The following is a 23937-nucleotide window of genomic DNA, read 5'->3' as shown; positions in this document are numbered from 1 at the left end:
TTGCCTCTTTTCGTTAGTTATTTTAAATTACTTGTTGGTTTTGAACCAAAGTACTTTTTTAAGGAGTCATCAACAAATAAAACATCATGGTGATGATTAATATTCTCAATGTGTTCATTTGCCGGAACAACCCCATTAACAAAAGCTAAGGCTTCCACTTCGGAAACATCAATCTTTAAGCAATGACGTTCATAACCAGAAACAATAAATAGCATTTGCCCTTTACTTGCCCGAGCAATGTATTCTTGTTCTTCGGTTGAGAGTCCCCCATAAGCATGGTAGACTTCTTCAACTTCTTTTAAATCACTGGGGGCCAGGTTCATTATCATTGAATACTGGGTATTATTAATCATCGCTGTTGTTTTCTTTTTTATCTCTTCGGTTCCTGTAAAGTCATTTCAATTTTGTGTAGTAATAATCATAGCACCATTATATTTTCGAATTCGTTTTACCATTTGATACATAAAATTTAAGGCAACCGGATTATCCTTATCAATTGCTAAGTGGGCTTCGTCAATAACAACCACAATTTTATTATTTTTTTCAAATCGATTTCGTTTAACTTCTCCTTTAACAAAAGCTAAAATTAGATATAATTGGGCCGAAGTTACTTTTTGGATATCTTGGTCAAATAAGGTTCATACATCATAAACAATAAAGTTAGAATTTAAATTTAAAGTGGTTGGGCCATTTCATAATGTCGCATACTGACCATCACCCATAAAATCATAATAGATTAGTTCCTTTAAATTACCTAAGATTGGATCATTATGGTCCGCAATGGAATGACAAATTGTTTCATACAAATCACTAAAAGTTGGGAACTCAGTGTTTTTTAACTTGCTAATTTCAGTGTGATTATTAATATTAAAACGCTGGTATGTTTTTTGAATTTGATTAATTAATAAACGGCGTTCACGTTCCGTTAATTCTTTATATAAGGTTTTAAATCACTGATCTAGTAATCGTAGATGGTTGGAAATTGGGGCGGCTTTTTCTTCATCTAATTCTTTTTCCATCGCATCAATAATGGTATTAATATCATCATTATCATCACGGAAACTATTATCTAATACTTGTAAGGGATTAATCCGCCCTACTGTTGCATCACCGGTATCGACTCATTGACCATCATAGAATAAACATAAATCTTTATATTCTCGTTCGGGGTCAATGGCAATAACGGTGCGCCCCATATTTAAGTGGAAAGCAATTTCTTTTTTAGTAGTATATGATTTCCCTGATCCCGAGGTACCAATAATAATTTTATTGTGGTTTTTCCGTTTATCAGTTAATTTAAACTGGTCAAAAACAATCACATCATTAGTAGTATTTTGTCCTAAATATAATCCCTGTTCATCATCCAAACCACCATTAATAAAGGGAAATGAACTTGCTAAAGTTAAACAAGGAATTTCGCGACCACTCTGTTCCATTAACGGGTCAAAGGCTTTCGGTAAAAAAGCACTATAACCTTCTAATTGGCGATAAGCTAAGGGATTAACTTTAATGTCCAATTCTTTTAAACTTCGTTTTAACCGGGCTTCAGATTCATGTAATAATTTCATATTCAACCCATAATTTAAAAATAAAATATCAACATTTTTAACAACTTCATTTGCACCGGTAATTGCTTCAATTAAATCTTCATACGCATTTATTTCATAAGCTTGTTCACTACGATCAACATTTGATTTGGTCATCATTGCTTTGGTCCGAGCGTTATTAACTGCCTTGTTTAAAGCCCGTTTAATCCGAGTAGAGTCAAGAGGACTAATATTTCAAATAATGGCTTGTTCATTATTAGCTAAATTAGCCCCTCAACCATAACAAGTAAAAATCGGATAATCATAAACTCCAAATACAGAACTATAAACATTATCAGCTTTAAAATAATTCCGCCTAATTTGAAATTCATTGAAAGCTAATAAATTTTCTAAGCTATCTTGATGTTTTTCATATTCCGCTTTACTGATTTTTTCACCATAAGGGTTAAATACTAGCTTAATACTATTAACCAAGTCATAACCAGCTAGCGGAACTACCTTAAAGTTATTAAGTTCTAATTTTGCTTTGACAACTTCAATATATTCATGGAGTTTTTGGATTTTATCAGAATAAACATAAAGATAAAAGACTTTTTTAGTTTGAATTTCATTATCAGCTGTCAAAGTGTCATTTTTCATATGACGAATATAAGATTGGTTTTCAAATAGCCGCGCATTTAAACCTTTTGGTGAATAATTATTGTTGATATTTTCCCGAATTTGGCGAACTGTTTCTTCATAAAATTCAATTGTATCAGCAAACGAAATTGGTAAATCAACTTTAACAATTGAAAAACTAAAATCAAATAATTTAAAGGTTGCTTGAAGTTCCTTAATTTTTAAATCCTGAACTTCGGGGTTTAGCAAGGTAATGTTATAACCCTTAATTTCAAAACCTGCAATAAAATGATGTTTCCCATTAACTTTTTGGGTCTTAATATAATTTTCATCAACAATACAATCATAAGGGACTAAAAAACCAGTATTATTTTGAGTGGAGTCTTTCCAATAATGTTTTTTTTGGGCAAAAAATTTAAACATTAAAAATAAGGCATATCATCCCTTAACACCAGGCATAATTGGTAATAATAAGGGGATTGCTAAAATAGCAAACAAGATACAACAACTAATTTTAACCATTTTACTAATTGGTAACCCAATAATAAACAAGGTACTTAAACTAATTCACATAATAATAATTAGAATTTCAACTAAACCAATCCCGCGCCAAAATTCTAATTTTGTCTTGCGGACATTCTTTGGAATTAAATTGTCCATTTTTTCACCTCCTCGGGTTATTTTGTACAAAAATATATAGTTAGTAAGATGACAAAGATTCCTATGCAAGTGAAGATAAAGTAAAACGAACAGCGGCGTACTAACCGATTATGGGATGTTTCAACTTCATATTTTTTTTGAATTCGTTTTTTCCGAAATCAAATTACTAAACTAACAACCATTGCGGCAAATGTTAAGAATAAACATATTGATAATCACCCAGCCATTTTAACCACCTTCTACTTAGTTAAATCATAAATTTCTTCAATTTTTTCCGTTAAACTTTTTAATATTCGAGGATCAATTTCTTCATTGATTAAAATTTCTTCAATCTCAATTGCTTTTCCCTCAACTTTAATAAGTTTTTCTTTTTCTAGTAATAATTCCATGGTTTGGTTAGCACCCCGACCGCCACTATCACTAGAAGCATCGTCATTTTCGGCTGATAAGATATAAACATAATCTTTCCCAAAAATTTCATCTGTCAAGGGAACAGATTCCTGATCAGCAACTTTTCCCATTGCATAACACGGTGATTTTCACATTGGCATTAATTTCGCTTTTAATGGTTTTTCTTTAGAATATACCACAACAGCATGACCCGATGGCAGTTGCATTAAATCAGCTGGTTTAATTAAACTAACTCCTGATAAGGAGCGGGTTCCACTTGCTTGTTTTTTTTCTAATAAAACTTGGTTACTCCGTGATTTCGAAACAATTGTGCGTTCCCCGATAATTTCTGAATAATATTTTGCCGTTTCAATATCCATTGTTTGTAAGAAAATATGCATGCTACAGTTATTGTTAATTGTTCGGGCCATATTTTCACCATATTTATCAACTAACTGTGGTTTATCTTGAATAATTAATACTCACCAGATATTTCGCCCCCCGGAAACTGAAATTTTTGCTCCCATGTCGGGAATTTTTGGGATATTAGCAAACTCATCTAAAATATAATAAAATGGTTTTTCTAATTTTCGGTTCGCTAAACTAGCTTGTTCAATCAAAATTTTATACGATTGAGAAATAAAAAGGCTGGCAAAAATATGACGATCTGTCCGGTCATCGGGAACAACTAAGAAAACAGCAGTTGGACAATTAGTTAAGGTTTGTAAATCTAATTCATTTTTACTAATTAGGGTTCTTAAAATCGGGTCACTAAATTTTTCTAACCCTGTTTTAATACTTTGCAAAATTGAACCGGTTGTTTCTTTCGCCCCATCCAATAGCCCCGAAATGGCAATCCGTGCAGGATGGGAAATATCTAATTTTTTAAAATAATTAAATAATTTATCTTTGTTATTAATAATTGGAATGACTGAAGCAAGGTTAAATTTTTTTTCATCAAAACTGTTATTTTCACGCATATCATATAAAATTGCTAACAAAATTCCCTTGACAGCTCCACTCGCTGATTCTTGTCAAAACCGATCCTTCGGATCACTTCATGGGTATAAAGTAGTACAAATATCTGATAAGTAATCTTGGGCTTTTTGTTGCCAGTAATAATATTTGGATGACTCTTGGTCCATCCCATTACTATCTTTATATTTGCGTTCTAATTCACACCCCGTCACCCAGGCTTGATAAATTAATGTTAGGGGGTTTCAACCGACTGATAATTCTGGACTTCGTAAATCTAACTTTAAAACTCGATAGCCATTATCCGCAAAAACTTTAGAGTTAGTTTCAAATAGTTCTCCTTTGGGATCGGAAATAATAACTCCTGGTTTAATATCCGATTGGGCAAATAATTGTAAGGTTGGAATAACAACCCCCTGCGTTTTCCCACTCCGAGTTCCGGCGACAACCATTGTATGGGTTTCTTTACGAATATTAGCCATAAAATTCTTATTTTTACCGGTAAAAGAATTAGCAACAACTCCGTATTTATCACCAGCATGCATTAAATTTACTAAATCATAATTTTTATTTAAGTGTTTTACACTTAATCATTCTGCCGACCCATATGTTTTATCATGGGTTTTTCCGACAAACTCATAACGAATATGATATTTAAAAATTAATAAGAATAAGGCAAATATTAAGTATACTCCCCCAACGATTGCGCCATAGATTGTTAAAAAATTATTTTGGTTAGTTGTTAAAATTTGCTCAATATCCTTAAAATTAACGGTTTTATTATGAGCTAAATCATAGAACACCGCATATCCTAATAGCATTATAAAGATAAAAACTCATAGACCAATACTAAGAAATAAAATCATCCATTTTCGTTTTTTAAATCATTCTTTCATCGATTTCTGTTCTCCTTTCTGAGGCAATTTTATTAATCATCATGATGATTACCATTAAGACCAGGAATAGTATTACGGTGGCGCGTTCCCACATTGGCATTTTGCCATGTCCGACGAGCCTGGTCGTTTTCTTCTCTTCGTTTACTATCGCCGCTATTCATTAAGAAATCATGACCCTTTTTGGCAGTCCGGTACATCCCTGGAATTTTTCCTAAATGGCGCGGTAAGGTTGCTGGGTTTCAAGCTGAGGTTAACCCACCAGTCATAGCTCGAAAAGTATTCAAACCAAAAGAAGCCCCCATATGTTCACCAACTAAAGAATTAATAATATTTGAGAATTCATAAGTGGCCACCCCACCGCCACAAATAATTAGAATTAATAATAGTTGGCGGGCAAATGGTTTTGCATCTAAGCCGGAAAGATTTGTTTTCAAAATTAAATGGGTAATCGTCATAAATAAATCAAAACCAATAATTGCGGATGAGGAGGCAAGAAATTTAGCAATGACCATATCTTTTCAAACAAAAACTTTTTTGCCATCATCTAAGACCATTGTAATCATCACAATTGGGGAAATAATAAATAAGAAAAATAATTCAATAATTTTTTGAATAACCATAAAACCAACTAACATTACAATCGCTACCATAAATAATGACCCAAAAATTTCCACGGTCATATTATAATCAAGAATATTATCAGGGAGACCATAGTCGCTAGGGGTATAATTAATAGTTCCATCCCAATTGGGATCACCTAAATGTCATAAGTAATCCGCAATTGAACCTTTATTCCCAAAAGAATTATCAATTGTTTTGGTAAACTGAGCAATACAGAAATTAGCAACAAAAAAGAAAATAGGAATTAAAAACATAAAAATGATTGCTTTTCCTGAATTGAGGAGACATTGCAAAAATTTCTTTTTACTTTCGGCATGCTCTTTAAATTGAATAATCATAATCTGAATACAAAAAATAACAGCAAATACTGCAATTGCAATAATTAAAAAAATTCAAAATTGTTGGGGTAATTGGTTAAAATCAAAGTTATTTTGATTACCAAATAAAATTGTAGTGATAAAACCTCCAGATAAATAATCTAGAACATAGGTAAAAACATTAATTAATTGTAACGGCCCCATCACGAATACTCCCCAGAGCACTTCGTAGAGGGCTTCTTTAAAAATGTCTCCCATTCTTTATTACCTGCTTTCTATTATTTTAAATGTTAGCTAACAAATGATGGTCCCGAAATTTGACTTAAGATTACGCTAACAATCGTTGGTACTAAAACAGCAGATAACAATCCAATAATTGGTCAAACTAACGAGCGCACATATTCACTACGCATTTCAGGATTATCAGCTGCTTTGGCAATATGAAATCCAATAATTGCACATTTAACTGAACAAAATAGTCCTAGTAACCCAAAAATAATCCCTAAAGCCATATTTACTCATGGTTTTACTGTTGCTAAAATATCACTTGGATTGGGTGGGGCCGGGTTATCACTCAGTAGGTTTAAGGTATGTAATAGTAAATTCATCTTTAGCACTTCTTTCTATTTTTTAATTCTGTTAAAATTATGTCCTGTTAATTAGTTGATCTTGTAAGTTGTAAGTTATTAATAAGTTTTTTCACTTCATTAATGGTGATTAATAAAGTTTTTAGTTTATCTTGAGAAAAATCATCCTGATATTTTTTTTCTAAATTGTATTGTTGATTTAAAGCTAATAATTCATTCTCTAAATATCATTTAACTAAGATTTTGGTTTGGTCCGAAAAAACTCCGTTATTAGTAATAAATAAGATTTGGTATCCAGCATCATTGAAAGTGACAACATTTTGATAAAGACTAATATACATAAAATCAATGGTTTTTTGATAATCAGCAGGGGTTGGAAATCAATTGGGATCCTTTTTATGTTGCGCAAATTCTTTAATACTTTTTTCGATACTATTAATTCGTTGCATCGTTCTGGTAATTAAATTTTGATAATATTTAACATCATGCGGAATTGGACTGGGTGTCGGTTGATCACCTCCACCCCCAAACGGATCAACACCCGTACAGCTAACAAGCGAATTAGTAACAGTTCCAATTAATGTTAAAGAAACCAACCAGCTAATAATTTTTTTCATTAAAAGAAAAACACCTCCAAATTAATTAGGATCTCTTATCCTTATTTCTTTGCAGGTGTTATATACACTCAATAGCTATGTAATTAAATATAATTATAAATTTGGTTCTTCATCATCTAATACATTAATATAATGTATTTGTTTACATGATTTACATTTAATTGAAATAATATTGTTGTAATATTTGAAGAGTAACAAGTTATCTGATTCACATCTAACTTGCTGGAAAACGGTGTCACCAAAGGGTAAAATTTCAAAGTTGTCACCGAAGAATGTTAACTGATTTGAATGAATTTCTACTACTTGATCGATAATTTTCATAATAATTGCCTCCTTAAATTTTAATAATTTTAAGCAGGTACATAATTTTAATTTGAACTAAAATACATTAATTCAATATCATTAAAAGTTAACTAAATAAAAAATTAATAAAACTATCAACCTTTTATTCATATAACATTAATTTAATTGTCAGCACAATTAAATTCTTTAACAATATAAACCCATATGTATATAAATAATACTTGTAGGCTCAAATTAATTATAAAATAAATTTCGGATTATTCGCTAAACAAAAATTTTATTTTTTAGTTATTAATAATGTTTGAAATTTAATATTTTTATTCTGCGATTTTTCAAGTATAATCAAAACAAAACAAAAAAAATTATAATTTACCAAAATTATAATTTTTTATTTATTATAGTCCACATTTTAATTGGACATTACAGTTATTACATGTCACACAACCACCAGCATCAATCATGGTTCCTTCTTTGCAAATTGGACAAACATCACCAACTTCTGTTCCCACGTTGCGGTCTTGGTTAATTCCCCTTAATTTAACTGCTTCTTTTAAGTTATCATCAATCTCATTTTTATCAATATTTGAAATAACTTCTACTCCTAAATTTTCTAAGTTTAGTTGTTCTAAAGCAGGATGTTCATTATCTGTTGTTAATGATAGCACCTGACTATCACGCGAACCATCAACGTAGACTGTTCCCCCTTTAGCGCCCCCATGGTATAGACGGGTATAAATTTTTTCAACATCTTTAACAGAATATCCGCGCGGAGCATTAACAGTTTTTGAAATTGAAGAGTCAACTCAGCGCTGAATAATACATTGCACATCAGCATGTTCTTCGGGTGCTAATTGCATTGCTGAGACAAAAATATCTGGTAAATGATCAGCACTATAACCGGAATTATATTTTAATCATTCATCAACAATTTTAGCATTAACCTCAATATTTTTTCCTAATCGTCCTGAACGATAGAATTTAAAACCAAAGTATGGTTCTAGACCAGTAGACACTCCCACCATTGTTCCAGTTGATCCAGTTGGGGCAATTGTTAATAAGTGCGAATTACGGATCCCATATTTTAGAATATCTTGACGAATATATTCGGGCATTTTTTTCATATAACCCGTGTTAATAAAGCGTTCACGATCTTTTAAGAACGGGAAACTACCTTTTTCTTTCGCTAATTCAATTGAAGTACAATAAGCAGTTGTCGCAATAACTTCAAAAATTTTATCAACAATTTTATTGCTAGATAAGCTTCCATAGCGAACGCCATGGTAAATTAATAGATCATGTAACCCCATTACTCCTAACCCAACTCGACGTTCGCCAAGGGCTTGTTTTTTATTAGCTTCTAAGAAATAGGGCGTTGCATCAATAACATTATCTTGTAAACGGGTACAGTTGCGAATAGTTGCTTGTAATTTATCATATAAAATTTCTTTTGTTTCTTTATTAACAAAATTAGCTAGGTTAATAGCAGCTAAGTTACATACTGAATTTGGGGCAAGGGGTTGTTCACCACAAGGGTTAGTAGCAACCACTTTCATATCATAGGCTTTCGCATTTGTCATATCATTAGCCTGGTCAATAAAGAAAATACCTGGTTCAGCTGAATAATTAGCACAGAAGTTAATTAAATCTCACAAGTCACGCGCACGCATTGTGTAGTATGTTTTTAATGGATAACCCATTTGTTCTCATTCATAAATATCCCCAATTTTATGTCAGTTTTCATCATAAAATTGCTTTTGTTCAGGAGTATACTTATCTAAGTCTGGGAATTTTAACTCTCAAATATCATCATTTTCAACTGCTTGCATAAACTTATGAGAAATTGTAACTGAAATATTAGCTCCTGATAAGAAAGATGGGTTTTCAACTTCTCAATTTCCACCCTCTTCTAATTTAATTTTGGCATCTTGCAAAATTTTACTGTCAACTTCGTTTTCTTTACTTATTGATCATTCATATAAATTCCGTTCTGAATTTGTTAACGGAACAAATTTAATTTTTCGAGTTGCTTCCTCACGAATTAAACGATCTTGAGAATTATCTTTTAACCATCGTAAAATTTTTGGATTTTGCATTTTAGAAATAATAAATTCAATAATATCCGGATGTCAGTCTGCCATCATAATCATTTGCGCTCCTCGACGGCTTCCGCCTTGTTCTACTAAATGGGTTAACGTACTTAAATCATTTAACCACGAAACTGCTCCTGATGAACGACCTCCAACTGATTTGGCAATTGTTCCGCGAGGACGTAAAGTAGTTCCGTTAGTTCCAACCCCACCCCCATGAGACATAATTTCCATCACTTCTTTACGGTGAACTGAAATTCCTTCTCGTGAGTCTTTGATAAATGGCATTACAAAACAGTTAAAAAAAGTAACATCACTGCCACTACCAGCCCCGTATAGTACCCGTCCGGCAGGAACAATATTTAAGTTCTTTAATTCCTCAAAGAAAATCTGTAAATATTTTTCATGTTCTTTTTCATTTTTTGATAACGCTTTGGCAACTCGTCAGGCAATTTGTTCATAGTAAATTTCTAACGGTTTTTCAACAGTATTAAGATTCTTGCGAATAATATCCTTTTCACTACCCACTAATAAATTAGGATCAATACTATTAACATAATCTTCTTCAACTTTAATATCACATGTTCCTGCTTTATGATCAACTTTAACAATATGCCCAAACCCCCGCGCTGGGAATCAACCATCATCTTTAATAACAGTAATCACGAGATCATTATTTTTTAATGTTTTTTAAACCATTATCTTTTTGAGCATAACGGTCTAGTACAACCATTCTGGAAACACCATCAAAAGTCATATGATAATCAGGTTCAATTTCCTTAATATGGGGAAAATAAGCACGAATATCAGCATTTAAACTAGCAACCAGTTCTTTTGAATACATTATTTTCTCACTCCTTCACATATAAATTCTAAGTCAAAGTGTTTGACATAATTAAGTATACCAAACTTTTTCCGGAAATTTTTAAAATTAATCAACATTAACCAAAATATTTAATTTCTAATAGGCAGAAATTATTTAGTTTTCAGCGATAAACATTATTTTACTTGGTGGTTTTAACAACAAATCAATTAAAACTTGAAAATTAGTACAGTTTGCTAAATAGTTAGTTTTTTCATCAATATTAATTTTTCTCTTGGTAAAATAAATCTCTCTACTATATCTTCCGTATAAATAATTGTCAACTAATAGGGCATAATGGTCAACTATTAAGTTACGATTATTTCATGTCATTATTTTATCATTATTTTTATTAAAATTGCTACTTTCCACCAATCTTACTAAATATTGATTGCTATTTCAATCAACAAAAAAGGTTTTATGTAATAAGAGCGTTTTTGCCCGGTCAGAAAATCCCAATAAAGAAATTTTAAATAAAAATTCCGTTGGTGCTAAAGTATCAACCCTGGTTAAGAGCGTAATCTCTTTGTGGTTAATTTTCTTATTGGCAACAATAAAATTATTTATCCCAAAATATTTGAACCATTGCAGTTGTAAATAAAGTGAGAAGTGGTGGAAGTCTTTAATTGTTGGAAAACATTCAGTATCCGCTCGGTTAGTTTCGCTAATAGCCAATAGAAAAATTGTTAAATTAATCCCATATTTTTGTAAAATTAATGTCCGTGTTAAAAATTCCGTTTGTTCCATCCCTTTATAAGGTTTTGGATAACAATAGCTAAAATTTGAATTTTACCCGGAAAAGTATCAATAATATTAATAATTTCAATTAATGAAAAACTGTTATCTAACCAAATGGTGGTGGGGTTTAATTTTTGTAATTGTTGATAATTAAAATTATACTTGGATATTTCGAGACCAACTTCAAAATTTTGTTCTTGTCCACAAAAAATTAACTGGATTAACTCAGGATTATTAATAAAATTAGGGAAATCACGGGTAGGAAAAAAGAGCATTGAGATCTTGTTCTTTTTTACTAACCTAATAGCTGCAATATTTTCTTGTAAACTAGTTTTATTTACATAAATTGAAATTCCTAACATTTAAACTTACCTCCCCTTATTTTCTTGATTAAAAAACATCTTAAAGTTTTATTTTAAGATGTCTCCTTTTAATATAATTACTTAATTATTTAATATCATTAATAACATTGGTTACCATATTATGATATTCTTCTAATAATCTTTCACCTTCTTTAAAACTAACTTGTTTTAAAACCATTATAATAGCATGTTTGCATGAATAGTTTGATTCAACGAGTGCTTTTTTAATTATTTCATCAGAGGCGCCAGTTATTTTATGAACAATTTTTCCAGTTGTTACCTTTAATTTTTCATTAGTAGCCATTAAATCAACCATTAAGTTTTGATATACTTTTCCCCATTTAATCATTAATGTTGTTGAAATCATATTACATACTAATTTTGTGGCAGTTCCTGCTTTCATTCTCGTGCTGCCTGTAATAACTTCTGCCCCAGTTTTAATTGCAATTGTTTCATCAACAATTTGACTCATTTCTGAATTTTTTGTCATACATAAACTCACTGCTAATCCACCAACTGATTTAATATATTCTAAACCTGCTAAAACATATGAAGTTCTTCCCGAAGCACCAATACCAACTACAGTATCTAAAGCAATAACATTTAACTGTTGAAGAAGATCTTTAACTGCTTGGTTACGATCATCTTCGGCTCCTTCCGCTGGGAAGCGAATTGCTTTATCCACCCCCAGCAATAATCCCCACAATGTGGTCTTAACCCACTCCATAAGTGGAAAGCATTTCGGAAGCATCAGAATTCCAATTCGTCCTGATGTTCCCACCCCAAGGTAGATTACCCGTCCCCTTGGTTAAACTTTGGAAATATCAAATCAATAACTTTTGCAATAACTGAAATTTTGTCTTTAATCGCTGGGGCAATTTTGGTATCTTCATTATTAATAATTGTCAGCATACCTTCAGTGGTCTCTTTGTCAATATTCATAATGTTAACGTTTTGTTGCTCAGTATCAATTTTCGTTAAATCAATTTTCATGTTGTTATTCTCTTCCCATATTATATTTATATTGTGTTATTTTAAATAGCTTCGATAATTTTAATAGATTTTTTTATTCCACTTTTGCTTCTTTAATTTTTAAGTGCTCTGTTTTTGGTAATTTGTAATATTCTACGGTTCAGTATACAAAAATTCCAATTACAGTTATAAAAGCACAAGTTCATAAAATTTGTTATCAAAGTTGATATTTGTTGTCTTTTTTATAAAGTTGTTTCATTTCGCGACCTCCGACTTGTACAATGCGCGAATAACCGAACATTGTTACTAAGTAGCCTCCGGCAGTTAAAATTGCACAACCAATTAAGTAGATTACAACTGCTAAACCAATGTTTCCTTTATCAGTTGTCATCATAAATGTCGCTAAAATACCTGATGGCCCAAACATTGAGTTTAAACCAAATGTGATATGTACTCACATATAAACAGCTCCAATGAAGAATCCTCCAAACCCAGCACCAATTGAGGCGGTGATGAACGGACGGATTCTTGATAATGTTACCCCATAAGTCATTGGTTCTCCAATTCCGAAAACGGTCGGAATTAGAACCCCTTGAATTTGACGGCGTAAGAGACTACTATTCGTCGCCATAAATCACAATTCAATTCCCGTTCCAATTTAAGCCATTCCGACCATTCCCAAGATTGGAAATAGACCGTTAACTCCGATTTCTTTAATCAAAATTGTATAGATTGAAACAAACCCTTGGTGGATCCTAAAGGCCACCACCGGGAAGGGAAGATGGTGACGAGCACAAAGAATTTAAATGGATTGGTATATAGGTGAGCAAAGAATAAAGCAACTGCTTCATATAGATATCCCGAAACTGGAACAATTAAGAACACATTTAATAACAATAGTACAAATAAAGTAATTGTTTATGTTCCCGCGGTGTCTAAAGCTCCGGGCATGAATTTCCGAACTCCTCTTTCAATTCATAACGCAGCGATTATGGTTAATAAGGTCCCTAAGATATTTCCTGATGGGTAGTATCCAAATTCTAAATAACCCTTTATCATTAATAACTGGACGGTATCCAACAGTTAATCAGTTATTAAATGGATCATTAATATGAATTCCTAAGAAATTAACTGTCTGATCACCATTGTTAACAATAAACATTGGGACTACTAGTGAAAAAAATGATGGTGAATAAATGGCGGCTGTCATTGCGCCTAAAACTCCACTTCCTCCAAATACTTCATAAGTTCGTCATTCAACAATAATGATAAAAGCATTCTTCCAAATATTTAGAATCAACCCTAAGGCATTAAATCATGAGAGAGCAGATGCCGGGGCGTGGGCAGCGTCCATTACTCCGCCGTACGAAGATTGCATAATTCCCGCAACCCCCGATAAGATCCCAACCCCGATAAATCCAATAATCATTGGTAAAAAGATTTTTAAAAACTTTGTAAAAAATACTTGAATATAATTTTGTTTTTGTTTCAATTCACCTTTTACTTGTTTAGCAGCATCAACGGCACTAATAAACTCACTACTGGGATTAGCTCCCTCTGAATACTCTGAACGTTCAATGTTAACCAGTTTTCCAAATGCTTGGGTCACATTATTAACAAAACCAGGCCCTAAAACAATTTGCAACTCTGTTGGTGAAGGTGTTAAAACGCCCATCACATTTGGGGTTGCTTTTAACCTTTCAAGATCAATATTAGACTTATGCAATTTTTTGACCAACTGATTAGGTTTTAAAATTTGTAATTATCATTAAAGTCACGAATTTTATAAAAAATTCATCACATTGTGAAACTTAACCAAGCAAATACAAACCTTGGTAAAACCCAACCGCTGGGGATGATCTAAAATAACAAGTTAGCTGACTTATATGCCGATTTATGAATTAATATTATTAATGATACTGTTTTAATAACAGAAGTTAATAATTAACAAATATTTATTAGTTTTTAATAACAAGAATTATAAATATTTTTTTATTGGGTTAGGGATTAAATTGGAAACAAAATAAAATTATTAGGAAAATATTTAATTTTATAATGTAATTTTATAAAGTGTTAAATGAAAAAATGGAGATTTAAATGTTTAATTTTACAACTATTCAAAAATGAATAATTTATAGCACAGTCTAATAGGGTTTACTCTCATTGACGCTGTTGGGGGAATTGTTTATGCGTTTCATTATTTAACACTAGCTATTGTCTTATTATCAATTGCCAGAATTGGGTTGATTGTGGTAATGATCATGTGGTTTATTATTGAAGCAATTAATAAAAGAAAAAAATATTAATTTTGGAGGGTTAAAATAACTGAAAATGAAATTATTCGGGAAATAAAAAAAATAAGTTTAGATGATGATCATCGTTTTTCTTTTATTGCAAAATATATTGTTCAGAATTTAAGCGTCATTCCGGAAATTACCATTAAAGAAATGGCAGAGTATACTTATACTTCGGTTGCCACAATTAACCGGTTTACTAAATACTTAAATTTAGATAGTTATAAAGAACTTATTCATGTTGTGAAATATTTTAACCATAATATTAAAGCAGAAGATGATATTTTAAAATCGGCCGATAATAATGGTTTTATTTATGGCATTTATCATATCATAATATTGTGCGGAGTTTACATGATACTTTTTGTTTGACTTTAGGTCATAAAGAAAAGATTAGTGAAATAATTAATAAAATAAAAACAGTCTGCCGCATCAATATTTTTGCGGTGGTGGGTGGGAACATATAATTTTGTTAAAGACTTCCAAGAAAAAATCTTACGATTAGGTTTTAACGCTATTAGTGTTAATGATTTTCATAATGGTTATTTCTTAGCTAAAAATAGTACCAGTGAAGATTTAACAATTGTGGTGTTATATTCAGGCGAAACCCAAGATTTAATAAAATTGGCAAGAATTGCGCAAGAAAATGAGTGTCCTATCTTATTAGTATGTAAAAAAGCAAATAATACGATTATTAAGATTGCTGACTATCAAATTACTATTAGTAGTAATGAATAAATTGAACGTACAATTTCTTCAACCAGCCGTTTTACGCTGCTTTTTGCACTGGTGGATATTATTTATTATAATTTGTTATCATCAGACTTAGAAAAATACCAAACTATTTTGGACAACACATTATTAATAAGTTTTAAAAAAACTTTGCGAGATAAAATTACAGATTTTGATATGAATTACCAGAAAGTGTTATTTTTCTTGTTAATTTTTCTATTTGTTTTATTATTTTAGTTATAGGTATTTTAGTTATAGGTATTTTAGTTATAGGTATTTTAGTTATAGGTATTTTAGTTATAGGAGGAGTTTTATCATATGGTAAAAGATGCAAAACAAACTGCCAAAGATTTGATTGATGTTATAAAAGCTGATAATGTTATATCATATACTAATTGTTTAACACGATTACAATTAAATATTAAAGCGAATGCCACATTTGGTATAAACATCAAAATATAATAAATATTCAGAATTATTAGTATCTAAAATATTTAAAAAAAAGTGATGAGGGAAAATAACTCACGGTGTCTGAACCAACCTTTAAATAATTAAGCATTTTAAAACGAGATTTCTCAAGACCAGATAATAATTTTTCAAGATTAAAAAATTTGTGATAAGTAAATTCACCTGCATTTGGATATCATTTCGCATGATCAAGAACAATTGAATTATAAATATAATCATAAATAAGTTGGTAGTTTTCAACGGTGGGTTCAAAGTATTTAACCTTTAATTTTATTGTAATTTGATCAATTGGGATCTTTTCTTTTTAAAAAAGTAGTGTTTTGGTGTGATTAATAAACGGATAATAAAAGATTTCTTCAACATCAAGGGCAAAACTAATAATTTGAAATGTTTTAACTAACATAAATTCCTATTTAATATTTATTTTAATTTTTAATCTTAATGATGATAATTTTTGTTTGAGAAGTCTTTACATTAAATAACTACCTAAAAAGTTTTTCAAATATTTTAATTCAGTTTCAAGATAATAATTATCAAAAACCTTTTTAATTTGGTCATTAATATCCCTAATAACTACATTAATATCAACTGCTTGATGAAAATATCTTTAATATAATTTTTGATATTCTGTCATCAATGAAACCGTTGAGGTATTTAAAGTTAATTCTCTGCGATTAATAACTTCTAAAAACATCTCGACTAAGTTATTATTATTGATCGTAACATTATTTTGTTTTTTCACATAATATAATTCAATTTTAAGCGCCATAATTGGATTAAGATTACTGAAAGCTACTTCCACCTTAATAATCTCATTAAGTCCTCAGACTAACTGGCGAAATAAATTCCTTTGAATTGGTAAAGTAAACATTGTTTCCTCCTTCTAAAATGTGGTCCATTAAAATATTATTTTATTTAGTATTTTGTTAAATTAATAACAGTAAAAGTTGCAATAAATAATTTATTTTTTATAAGTTAATTATTTTGCCTTAATCTAATTTTGTAAAACCTGGTGGTACTTCGGATTAATACCAATTCCCCATAAGCGATGAGTTTGGGTAATAAAATTATTTGGACTAATTTTTTATACAAAAGTTAAGAAGGCATTATGATTCTCAACAATTGGTTGATAAAATGCTAATTTATTAATTAAGATTCTTAGTTCATAAATAATCACGGTACTAATTAATGTCACCATAATTACTAAAAATAATAATATTTTCGCATTAATAGTTTGGGCCATTAGTTTTTCAAAGAATGGTAGTGATTTAATTTCAATAATTAAAAAAATTAAAATTTCATCTAGCATAATATTAATGTACAATAAAAAAACCACCAACAAAAAAGACTATTACGCAGTAGTGTCCCAAATCTATTAAATTTTTTAAAACTAGACTAACAATGATTATCATTAAAAGAAAAACTAAAAATAACAGGAAAAAGACGTTTAAATTATATCAATAAAAAATGGTAAATTCGCATATAAAATCACAATCCAGACAAGGATAATTTTATAAATAGCGGAGAACAAAGTAATAAAATTAAAAAATGAGATTAATTTTACCCAAAATATTTTATTGAAAAATCCCTTTTTAATAAAATATCGCGAAATTATTAACCATAATATTCTAGTAATAATCAAAAATGAGATTGTAAGAATACCATAAAAAAAGTCATATTTGTTTGATATATTGATTATACAAAAATATTGTGATTTTACAAAAAAAAGCAACTTTATCCTAAATAATTGCTTTTTGAAAAATACTATTAATGATCGCACTTGGGCGTTTATTATTGTACAAAATATCATATAAGCCATTAAATAATGGTAATTTAAGATGATGCTTTTCGGCTTCTAAATAGATCGTCTTGCAAGTCAAAACACCTTCTACTGTCTTCGCATGGGTTGCCAGCACACTTTTGGCATCATCAGCCTGGCCAATTTCAAAACCTAAGGAATAATTTCGAGACTTGACAGAAGTTGCTGTTAAAATTAAATCTGCTAGTCCCGCAAAGTTTAAAAAGGTTTCAATTTTAGCACCTTTTTTTAACGCAAAGATTTTAATTTCGTTTAATCCCATCGTAATTAATGATGCTTTGGCGTTATCAGAACTATGCAAACCATTAAAAATTCCCGAAGCAATGGCTACAGCGTTTTTTAGTGCAACCCCGTACTCTGCGCCAATTACATCTTGGCCGGCAAAGGTAACAAAATACTCATTATGAAATAATTCTCTAATTGCCTGGGCAACTGCTAAATTTTCCGACACTGCCATAATACAAGTTGGTTTACGTAGTAAAACTTCTTTGGCAATACTTGGACCATATAATCCCCCGTAAGCAATTAATAATTCTGGCTTAATCAAAGTAGGAATTGATTTTGATAAAACTTCATGGGTATCGGGGTCCAACCCTTTCGCAACATTAATAAAAACAGCTGGTTTTGTTAGAGTAGTATTAATTTTGGCAATTACTGTTTTCAGTGCAACCACTGGAACACTTAAAATAATATACTCAGCATCTTCTAAAGCTTCATGCAAATTATTAGTAGCCCTAATTTCCCGATTAATTTTTAGATCACCAAAAAATTTGCTATTTAAATGATTATTATTAATATCAACAATTTCAGTTTCATCAATTCCATACATAATAACTTGGTGATCATTATCTGTTAAAACATTTGCTAAAACTGTTCCATAAGCACCGGTCCCAATAATGGTAATATTACTAGTAGTTTTTTTCATTGTTATCCCTCTTTTACTTTCTTTCTCTAAATAAAATATTAATTGGTACCCCATTAAATCCAAAATAATCACGAATTTGATTTTCTAAAAATCTTCTATAAGAAAAGTGAACATACTGGGGATTATTACAAAACATAATAAACGTTGGAATTGTACTTTCCGGTTGGGTAGCATAATAAATTTTTACCCGCCCCCCATTAAAATCAGGAGGCGGATTTAATAACTGAGCTTTTACTAAAATTTCATTTAAGACACTAGTTTTAACCCGCTGCTTTAACCCGGCATAAACTTCTTCAATGGCACTAAATAAAACATTCAACCGTTTTTTTTCCAGGGCTGAAACAAAAACCATTTTGGCATAATTTAAATATTTAAAATAACCACGAATTTGTTTTTCAATCTCATTCATTGTCCGTTCTGTTTTTTGGGTAATAGCATCTCATTTATTAACTACAATAATAACTGGTTTTTTTTGTTCAAATGCCAAACCACCAATATTAGTATCCTGGTCAGTTACTTTTTGGGTACCATCAATTAATAAAAGGACAATATCGCTGCGTTCAATGGCACTCACCGCGCGGAGAACACTATATTTTTCTAATTTTTCATAGATCTTCCCTTTTCGACGAATTCCGGCGGTATCAATAACCGTATATTCAGTTTTATTGAGGGTAAAGGTTGTATCAATTGAATCGGTAGTTGTTCCGGCAATATCAGAAACTATTACGCGTTCTTCGCCCAGAATGGCATTGGTTAAGGATGATTTTCCCACATTCGGTCGCCCAATAATTGAAAAATTAATCCCCTTATTTTTAATTTTAACGGGTAATTCATCTAAATAAGAAATAATTTGGTCTAATAAATCCCCAATGCCAATTCCATGGCTAGCAGAAATTGCAATTGGTTCGCCAAACCCCAGAGCCATATATTCATACAATTCATTATTTTTTTCTTGTTTATCATACTTGTTAATTGCTAAAATCACTGGTTTTTTTGCTTTATAAAGCATTTTCGTAATCATTTCATCATCGGGACTAATGCCTTTTTTATAAGAAACAACAAAAACAATCACATCCGCTTCATTAATCGCAATTTCCGCTTGCATTTTTATTTCTTCGGCAAATAACGCTTGATGGTCAAGGGTAATACCGCCGGTATCAATTAATAAAAACTCTCTGGTTAGTCACTCACTATATGCATAAATACGATCACGGGTTACTCCCGGGGTATCTTCCACAATTGATAAGCGATCCTTAATAATCCGGTTAAATAAAGTTGATTTCCCAACATTAGGTCGCCCAATAATTGCGACAGTTCCTTTTCGTGCCATTTTATTGTTCCTCGCTTTTAATTTTTTCGTTATATAACTTTAACAACGCCTGAATAGTTTCAGCAAATGTTAAATTACTATTATTAAGCACAATTGCATCGGAAGTTACTACTAATGGTCCGGTTGCTCTCTGCATATCTGCTTGGTCTCGCTTTGTCAACTGCTCTTTTAGAAGTTCTAAATCATTTGGAACAATATTATTAACCTTATTTTGGTTTCATCTGCGTAAAGCACGAACTTCAATGCTAGCTGTTAAAAAAAATTTTAATTCTGCAGTCGGTAGAACAACTGACGTAATATCACGGCCAACCATGACAACCCCATGATCTTTTGCTAAGCTCCGTTGTAATTCAACCATTGCTTCCCGAATGAAAGCTAACCCGGTAATTTTATTAATACTTTTTAACACAATTTCTTGTTGTAACTGATCAGTAACATTTTCATTATTTACAAAAATATCATCACCCACCACTTGAAAATTAAAATTTTTTATCGCAGCCTGCAAGGCTTGGTAATCATTAAAATCAACATTATTAACAACACAATAATAAGTAAAAGCCCGGTAAGTTAACCCCGTATCAATAAACTGGTAGCCAATTTGCTTAGCTAATTCAGCCCCAGCCGAAGATTTCCCGCTCCCTGCTGGGCCATCAATTGCAATATTTATTTTCATCTTTTCACATCCCCTAATTTATAATGTTACCATCAAAACAATCGCAACTATCATTATTATAATAACAAAAATAATAAAAACTAAGGGATATTTATCACGAAGTTTTGTTTTTCTAAACAATGCTAAAATATTAGTATGCTTTTCTTCCACTAAACTGCTTGCTTCTTTTAACATTTCATTAGTGGAGCGATGATCATTTTTACGAATTTGGGCAATCGTTCCAAAATCAATGTTAGAAGAATTAATCCAGTAATTTGGTAACGATTTTTTAATTTCTTCAATCTCGTTAAGATAATCAACTTTTTTATTTAAAATATCTTCTAATATTGACTGGTATTTTTCATATGTTGGTTTATTTAATAATGTTTCACTAATTAAAATATTATGCATAATATTTCCAGCATCAGCAGTGGAATTATACGCTATTAAATCTTCCTGCTTAGTTTCAGTTTTAATCTGGTTTAATAATTGTTGGAGGTCATATTTAAAATTAGGTGAATATGGTTGTTCATCCGGGTTTTTATCAAGAAAAACTTTTTCCCAACTAAATTCTTGTTCAAAATCAGTTTTAATGCTATTAAAATGCCCCAGATCAATTACATTTAACTTATTCATATAATTATTAACAACCTTTTTAACTTCATTAATTTCTTGGTCCAGCTCAATTTCTTTTTTAATCTCTTCTCGTAATTGCGCAAACTTTTCCATTCTCGTTTCCAATTTAATCGTGCCTCCTTATAAACCACTTTTTATTTTATATAAGAATTATATAATAATATCAATAAATTTTATAATATAATGTTTATGGAAATTAAGAGGTGAAATTATGGCTGATCGTAATATTGATAAAAAAAGAACCTATGTAAATACTAACTTGTGTATTGCTTGTGGTTGTTGTGTAATGGTTGACGAAACGAAAACATTTTTTATGGATGATGATGGGTTTGCAAATACAAAGGAAAATGATGTGGAATTAGTTGATGCCCAAATTGTTTGTCCAACCCAAGCTATTTTTATTAAAACCTTAGAAGAATATCGCAATCACCACAAAAGTATTGAAAATCCTGATAATGAAAAAAAATAAAAAAATAACATTGATAAATGTTATTTTTTTAATCATTAAAAGGAATTGCTTTTGCTAATTCTGATAAAGGTACTGATAAATCTAAGCTACTAGTCTTTTCTTTGCGAATTGAACAACCCTCACAAAAAAGATCCCAACTCACAGTCATTTGTTCAACATCAACTTCAAGTGGTGTTGCAGTAATTTTTTGGTGTTGGCATTGTTGATCAATTCTAATCTTTGCTAGTAAGTCAATTAATAATTTATTTATTGCCAATAAGTCTTCGTTAGTTACACTCTCACGAGCAATTAATTCCTCTAATCATTCTTTAGCAATTGCAATGTCTCTAATGTATTGTGGAAGTAAATGTTGGCTATTATTTTCAATAATTCCAGTTAGTTCAACTTCACATTCCTCGGTATTTTTCATAGTCGCCCCCTTGCTAAATAACAATTCTACTCCTAATATAATTATAACATATGGCAAAAAATATTTTTTAAAAACTTATTAACAACAAAAAATAGATGTTTCTTTTTCTGATTCTGATTCTTGAAGGACAATAACATTACTAACATTTTTCTTGTTTCTTTGTGCTAGTTCATTCTGCTTTTCTTTTAAAATATTTTGATTTCTTTTGTTATTTCAAATATATTTATTTTGTGTGTCAACTGTAGCTTGCATATTTTCAGAATTAATAACTACTATTTTATCCTGTTCCGCAAATTTTTCATTTGTAATAAACAACCCATTTGGACAAGTACTATTCATAATTGGATTAACGCGCGGTTGATTACTATAAGGACAATCTTGTGATTCTGAATCAAGGAATCTAGAAAATTCTGATTGACCACTGATATTTTCACAATTAGCACCTTTGAATTTCCACATTAATTTTTGTTTTAGTCAATTTAAAGATGGTGTTGAATAAGCAATTAAATCAACAAAGTAGTTTAAAGCAATCGGAATGCCAACCCCTAAGATAGCAACCCCGATAATTAGCAGCATATTTTTTGCTATCTAATTTCTTTATAAGGCGCTGTGTAGATACAAACAGCAAATTCATATCTTGTTAAGTTAATAATAAAATATTTTTAATAAATTGCAATAATTTTTTCAGAAAAAATTAAATTTTTATAATTTTATCTTATTTTACTCATATTTAAGCACACTAAAAATAATTTATTAAATTTTAACTAATAAATTTATTTAAAATTTTGTAAAAAAAAATGTTTTTACACTTAGTCAATTCAAACATGATCGGAGTTTATCATTTATAACATTAACTATTCAACCTATCATTTTTTGACTAATATTATTAAAATCAACTCCCTTAGAAATTCAATATCTAAATTCACCATTCATATGCTCAATTAGTGGTTTTTGTTGTGGTTTTCCCGTATCACAAAAATAAACTTGTGTTTCAGCAAATATTTCCATTTCTTTTCATTTACTAAATTCTTTTCCTTTATCAGTTATTATTCCTTTAATTTTCCCAATTAAATTATTACTTTTAGCAATATTTTTAAATTTTTCTAAAACTTCATTAGCAGTATTATTTTTTAATTTCACTACAAAATAATTTTTACTTGATTGTTCTACTAAAACCAAATTACTAGACTGATGGTCTTTTCCCACAACAGTATCCATTTCAAATCAACCAACATTAGATTCTTTATTTTCAATATCTCAAATTAATTTAAAGTTAGTTAATTGACCACGATTATCAGATTTTCCTTTTGTTTTATATTTTTTACCACGATGAGGTAAATTTTCTTTTTTTAATCCGTATTCACCTAAACATATTCATTTATACAATGTTTTAACACAAACAGGAAATTTAACACCAAATTCCAAGAAATAACGATAAATCAATTATTCGGATGTATCATGGTATTTATTAAATCTTATTTTAATAAAATCTAACTTCTTTTTTGTAAATTCAGTTAGTTTTTTAATGCATTTTTTACGTTTTTGTTTATAATCTTGTATATTTTTAAATCGCTTAATTTCTCTTTTAACAGTATTAACTTCAACTAATAACAAATCATTTTCAATAAATAAAGCTAACATTTTGCTAATT

General features: G+C 30.3%; 25 protein-coding genes and 2 pseudogenes. 4 read left to right on the top strand and 23 right to left on the bottom strand.

What is annotated here, in order from left to right:
- Positions 1-17 precede the first annotated feature (17 nt).
- The 14 genes and pseudogenes from P344_RS01805 to P344_RS07330 form a co-directional block, all read right to left on the bottom strand.
- Positions 18-2825: an Mbov_0397 family ICE element conjugal transfer ATPase gene (locus P344_RS01805; protein WP_025317187.1), complete on the bottom strand. Its 2808-nt coding sequence runs from the start codon at positions 2823-2825 to the stop codon at positions 18-20.
- Between the two features lie 17 nt (positions 2826-2842).
- Complete coding sequence (locus P344_RS06590) at positions 2843-3052, bottom strand: hypothetical protein (RefSeq protein WP_025317186.1); 210 nt, start codon at positions 3050-3052, stop codon at positions 2843-2845.
- Between the two features lie 12 nt (positions 3053-3064).
- Entirely contained in the window at positions 3065-5086 is a 2022-nt protein-coding gene (locus P344_RS01800) for a VirD4-like conjugal transfer protein, CD1115 family (RefSeq protein ID WP_025317185.1), read from the bottom strand.
- Positions 5087-5118: 32 nt separating this feature from the next.
- Positions 5119-6282: an Mbov_0396 family ICE element transmembrane protein gene (locus tag P344_RS01795; protein WP_025317184.1), complete on the bottom strand. Its 1164-nt coding sequence runs from the start codon at positions 6280-6282 to the stop codon at positions 5119-5121.
- Positions 6283-6314: 32 nt separating this feature from the next.
- Entirely contained in the window at positions 6315-6632 is a 318-nt protein-coding gene (locus P344_RS01790; RefSeq protein ID WP_025317183.1) for an Mbov_0395 family pilin-like conjugal transfer protein, read from the bottom strand.
- A gap of 47 nt (positions 6633-6679) precedes the next feature.
- A complete protein-coding gene (locus P344_RS01785) occupies positions 6680-7228 on the bottom strand; it encodes a lipoprotein (RefSeq protein WP_025317182.1) in 549 nt (182 codons plus the stop codon).
- Positions 7229-7321: 93 nt separating this feature from the next.
- Positions 7322-7549 (bottom strand): hypothetical protein, encoded by a 228-nt coding sequence (locus tag P344_RS01780; RefSeq protein WP_025317181.1) that lies wholly within the window; start codon positions 7547-7549, stop codon positions 7322-7324.
- A 377-nt stretch (positions 7550-7926) separates the two neighbouring features.
- A pseudogene (locus P344_RS01775) lies at positions 7927-10462 on the bottom strand (vitamin B12-dependent ribonucleotide reductase).
- 135 nt (positions 10463-10597) lie between these two features.
- A complete protein-coding gene (locus P344_RS07795; RefSeq protein WP_025317180.1) occupies positions 10598-11227 on the bottom strand; it encodes a phospho-sugar glycosidase domain-containing protein in 630 nt (209 codons plus the stop codon).
- Complete coding sequence (locus P344_RS07790; protein ID WP_025317179.1) at positions 11206-11580, bottom strand: MupG family TIM beta-alpha barrel fold protein; 375 nt, start codon at positions 11578-11580, stop codon at positions 11206-11208. The genes P344_RS07795 and P344_RS07790 overlap by 22 nt, the downstream gene beginning before the upstream one ends.
- Before the next feature lie 85 nt (positions 11581-11665).
- Positions 11666-12331: an N-acetylmuramic acid 6-phosphate etherase gene (locus tag P344_RS01760; RefSeq protein WP_236681427.1), complete on the bottom strand. Its 666-nt coding sequence runs from the start codon at positions 12329-12331 to the stop codon at positions 11666-11668.
- 41 nt (positions 12332-12372) lie between these two features.
- Positions 12373-12573, bottom strand: coding sequence for an N-acetylmuramic acid 6-phosphate etherase family protein (locus P344_RS07340; protein WP_236681413.1), 201 nt, complete (start codon positions 12571-12573; stop codon positions 12373-12375).
- A 193-nt stretch (positions 12574-12766) separates the two neighbouring features.
- Entirely contained in the window at positions 12767-13183 is a 417-nt protein-coding gene (locus P344_RS07335) for a PTS N-acetylmuramic acid transporter subunit IIBC (protein ID WP_236681412.1), read from the bottom strand.
- Between the two features lie 171 nt (positions 13184-13354).
- Positions 13355-14278, bottom strand: coding sequence for a PTS N-acetylmuramic acid transporter subunit IIBC (locus P344_RS07330; protein ID WP_236681411.1), 924 nt, complete (start codon positions 14276-14278; stop codon positions 13355-13357).
- 595 nt (positions 14279-14873) lie between these two features.
- Between P344_RS07330 and P344_RS07325 the strand changes: the two genes are divergently transcribed.
- The 3 genes from P344_RS07325 (at position 14874) to P344_RS06275 (ending at position 16040) form a co-directional block, all read left to right on the top strand.
- Positions 14874-15224, top strand: coding sequence for a hypothetical protein (locus P344_RS07325; protein WP_330216934.1), 351 nt, complete (start codon positions 14874-14876; stop codon positions 15222-15224).
- A 75-nt stretch (positions 15225-15299) separates the two neighbouring features.
- The gene (locus P344_RS07320; protein WP_025317177.1) at positions 15300-15584 is read left to right on the top strand and encodes an SIS domain-containing protein; all 285 of its coding nucleotides are present in this window, start codon (positions 15300-15302) and stop codon (positions 15582-15584) included.
- 312 nt (positions 15585-15896) lie between these two features.
- A complete protein-coding gene (locus P344_RS06275) occupies positions 15897-16040 on the top strand; it encodes a PTS transporter subunit EIIB (protein WP_081717380.1) in 144 nt (47 codons plus the stop codon).
- A gap of 613 nt (positions 16041-16653) precedes the next feature.
- On the opposite strand, the gene P344_RS01745 is transcribed toward P344_RS06275, so the two are convergent.
- From P344_RS01745 to P344_RS01720, 6 genes are all read right to left on the bottom strand, one after another.
- The gene (locus P344_RS01745; RefSeq protein ID WP_025317176.1) at positions 16654-16917 is read right to left on the bottom strand and encodes a hypothetical protein; all 264 of its coding nucleotides are present in this window, start codon (positions 16915-16917) and stop codon (positions 16654-16656) included.
- A gap of 213 nt (positions 16918-17130) precedes the next feature.
- Positions 17131-17370 (bottom strand): hypothetical protein, encoded by a 240-nt coding sequence (locus P344_RS01740; RefSeq protein WP_025317175.1) that lies wholly within the window; start codon positions 17368-17370, stop codon positions 17131-17133.
- A 415-nt stretch (positions 17371-17785) separates the two neighbouring features.
- Positions 17786-18790, bottom strand: coding sequence for an NAD(P)H-dependent glycerol-3-phosphate dehydrogenase (locus P344_RS01735; protein WP_025317174.1), 1005 nt, complete (start codon positions 18788-18790; stop codon positions 17786-17788).
- A gap of 13 nt (positions 18791-18803) precedes the next feature.
- Complete coding sequence (gene der / locus P344_RS01730) at positions 18804-20120, bottom strand: ribosome biogenesis GTPase Der (protein WP_025317173.1); 1317 nt, start codon at positions 20118-20120, stop codon at positions 18804-18806.
- Position 20121: 1 nt separating this feature from the next.
- Positions 20122-20793: a (d)CMP kinase gene (gene cmk / locus P344_RS01725; protein ID WP_025317172.1), complete on the bottom strand. Its 672-nt coding sequence runs from the start codon at positions 20791-20793 to the stop codon at positions 20122-20124.
- A gap of 18 nt (positions 20794-20811) precedes the next feature.
- On the bottom strand, positions 20812-21513 hold the full coding sequence (locus P344_RS01720; RefSeq protein WP_025317171.1) for a hypothetical protein: 702 nt from the start codon (positions 21511-21513) through the stop codon (positions 20812-20814).
- A gap of 106 nt (positions 21514-21619) precedes the next feature.
- Between P344_RS01720 and P344_RS01715 the strand changes: the two genes are divergently transcribed.
- The gene (locus P344_RS01715; protein ID WP_025317170.1) at positions 21620-21877 is read left to right on the top strand and encodes a ferredoxin; all 258 of its coding nucleotides are present in this window, start codon (positions 21620-21622) and stop codon (positions 21875-21877) included.
- A 28-nt stretch (positions 21878-21905) separates the two neighbouring features.
- Here the strand turns inward: P344_RS01715 and P344_RS01710 are convergent, their stop codons facing one another.
- The 3 genes and pseudogenes from P344_RS01710 to P344_RS01700 form a co-directional block, all read right to left on the bottom strand.
- Positions 21906-22286 carry a hypothetical protein gene (locus P344_RS01710; protein ID WP_025317169.1) on the bottom strand — a complete coding sequence of 127 codons (381 nt, stop codon included), beginning with the start codon at positions 22284-22286 and terminating at the stop codon, positions 21906-21908.
- A 78-nt stretch (positions 22287-22364) separates the two neighbouring features.
- Entirely contained in the window at positions 22365-22862 is a 498-nt protein-coding gene (locus P344_RS01705) for a hypothetical protein (RefSeq protein WP_025317168.1), read from the bottom strand.
- A 201-nt stretch (positions 22863-23063) separates the two neighbouring features.
- Positions 23064-23882, bottom strand: a pseudogene (locus P344_RS01700) (IS30 family transposase); the annotation flags it as partial.
- Between the last annotated feature and the right edge of the window lie 55 nt (positions 23883-23937).

It is taken from the genome of Spiroplasma mirum ATCC 29335 (genome assembly GCF_000565195.1).
In the GTDB taxonomy this organism is placed as follows: Bacteria; Bacillota_I; Bacilli_A; order Mycoplasmatales; family Mycoplasmataceae; genus Spiroplasma; species Spiroplasma mirum.
Note: the sequence above shows the minus strand (reverse complement) of the source record. Positions and strands in the feature narration are given on the sequence as shown.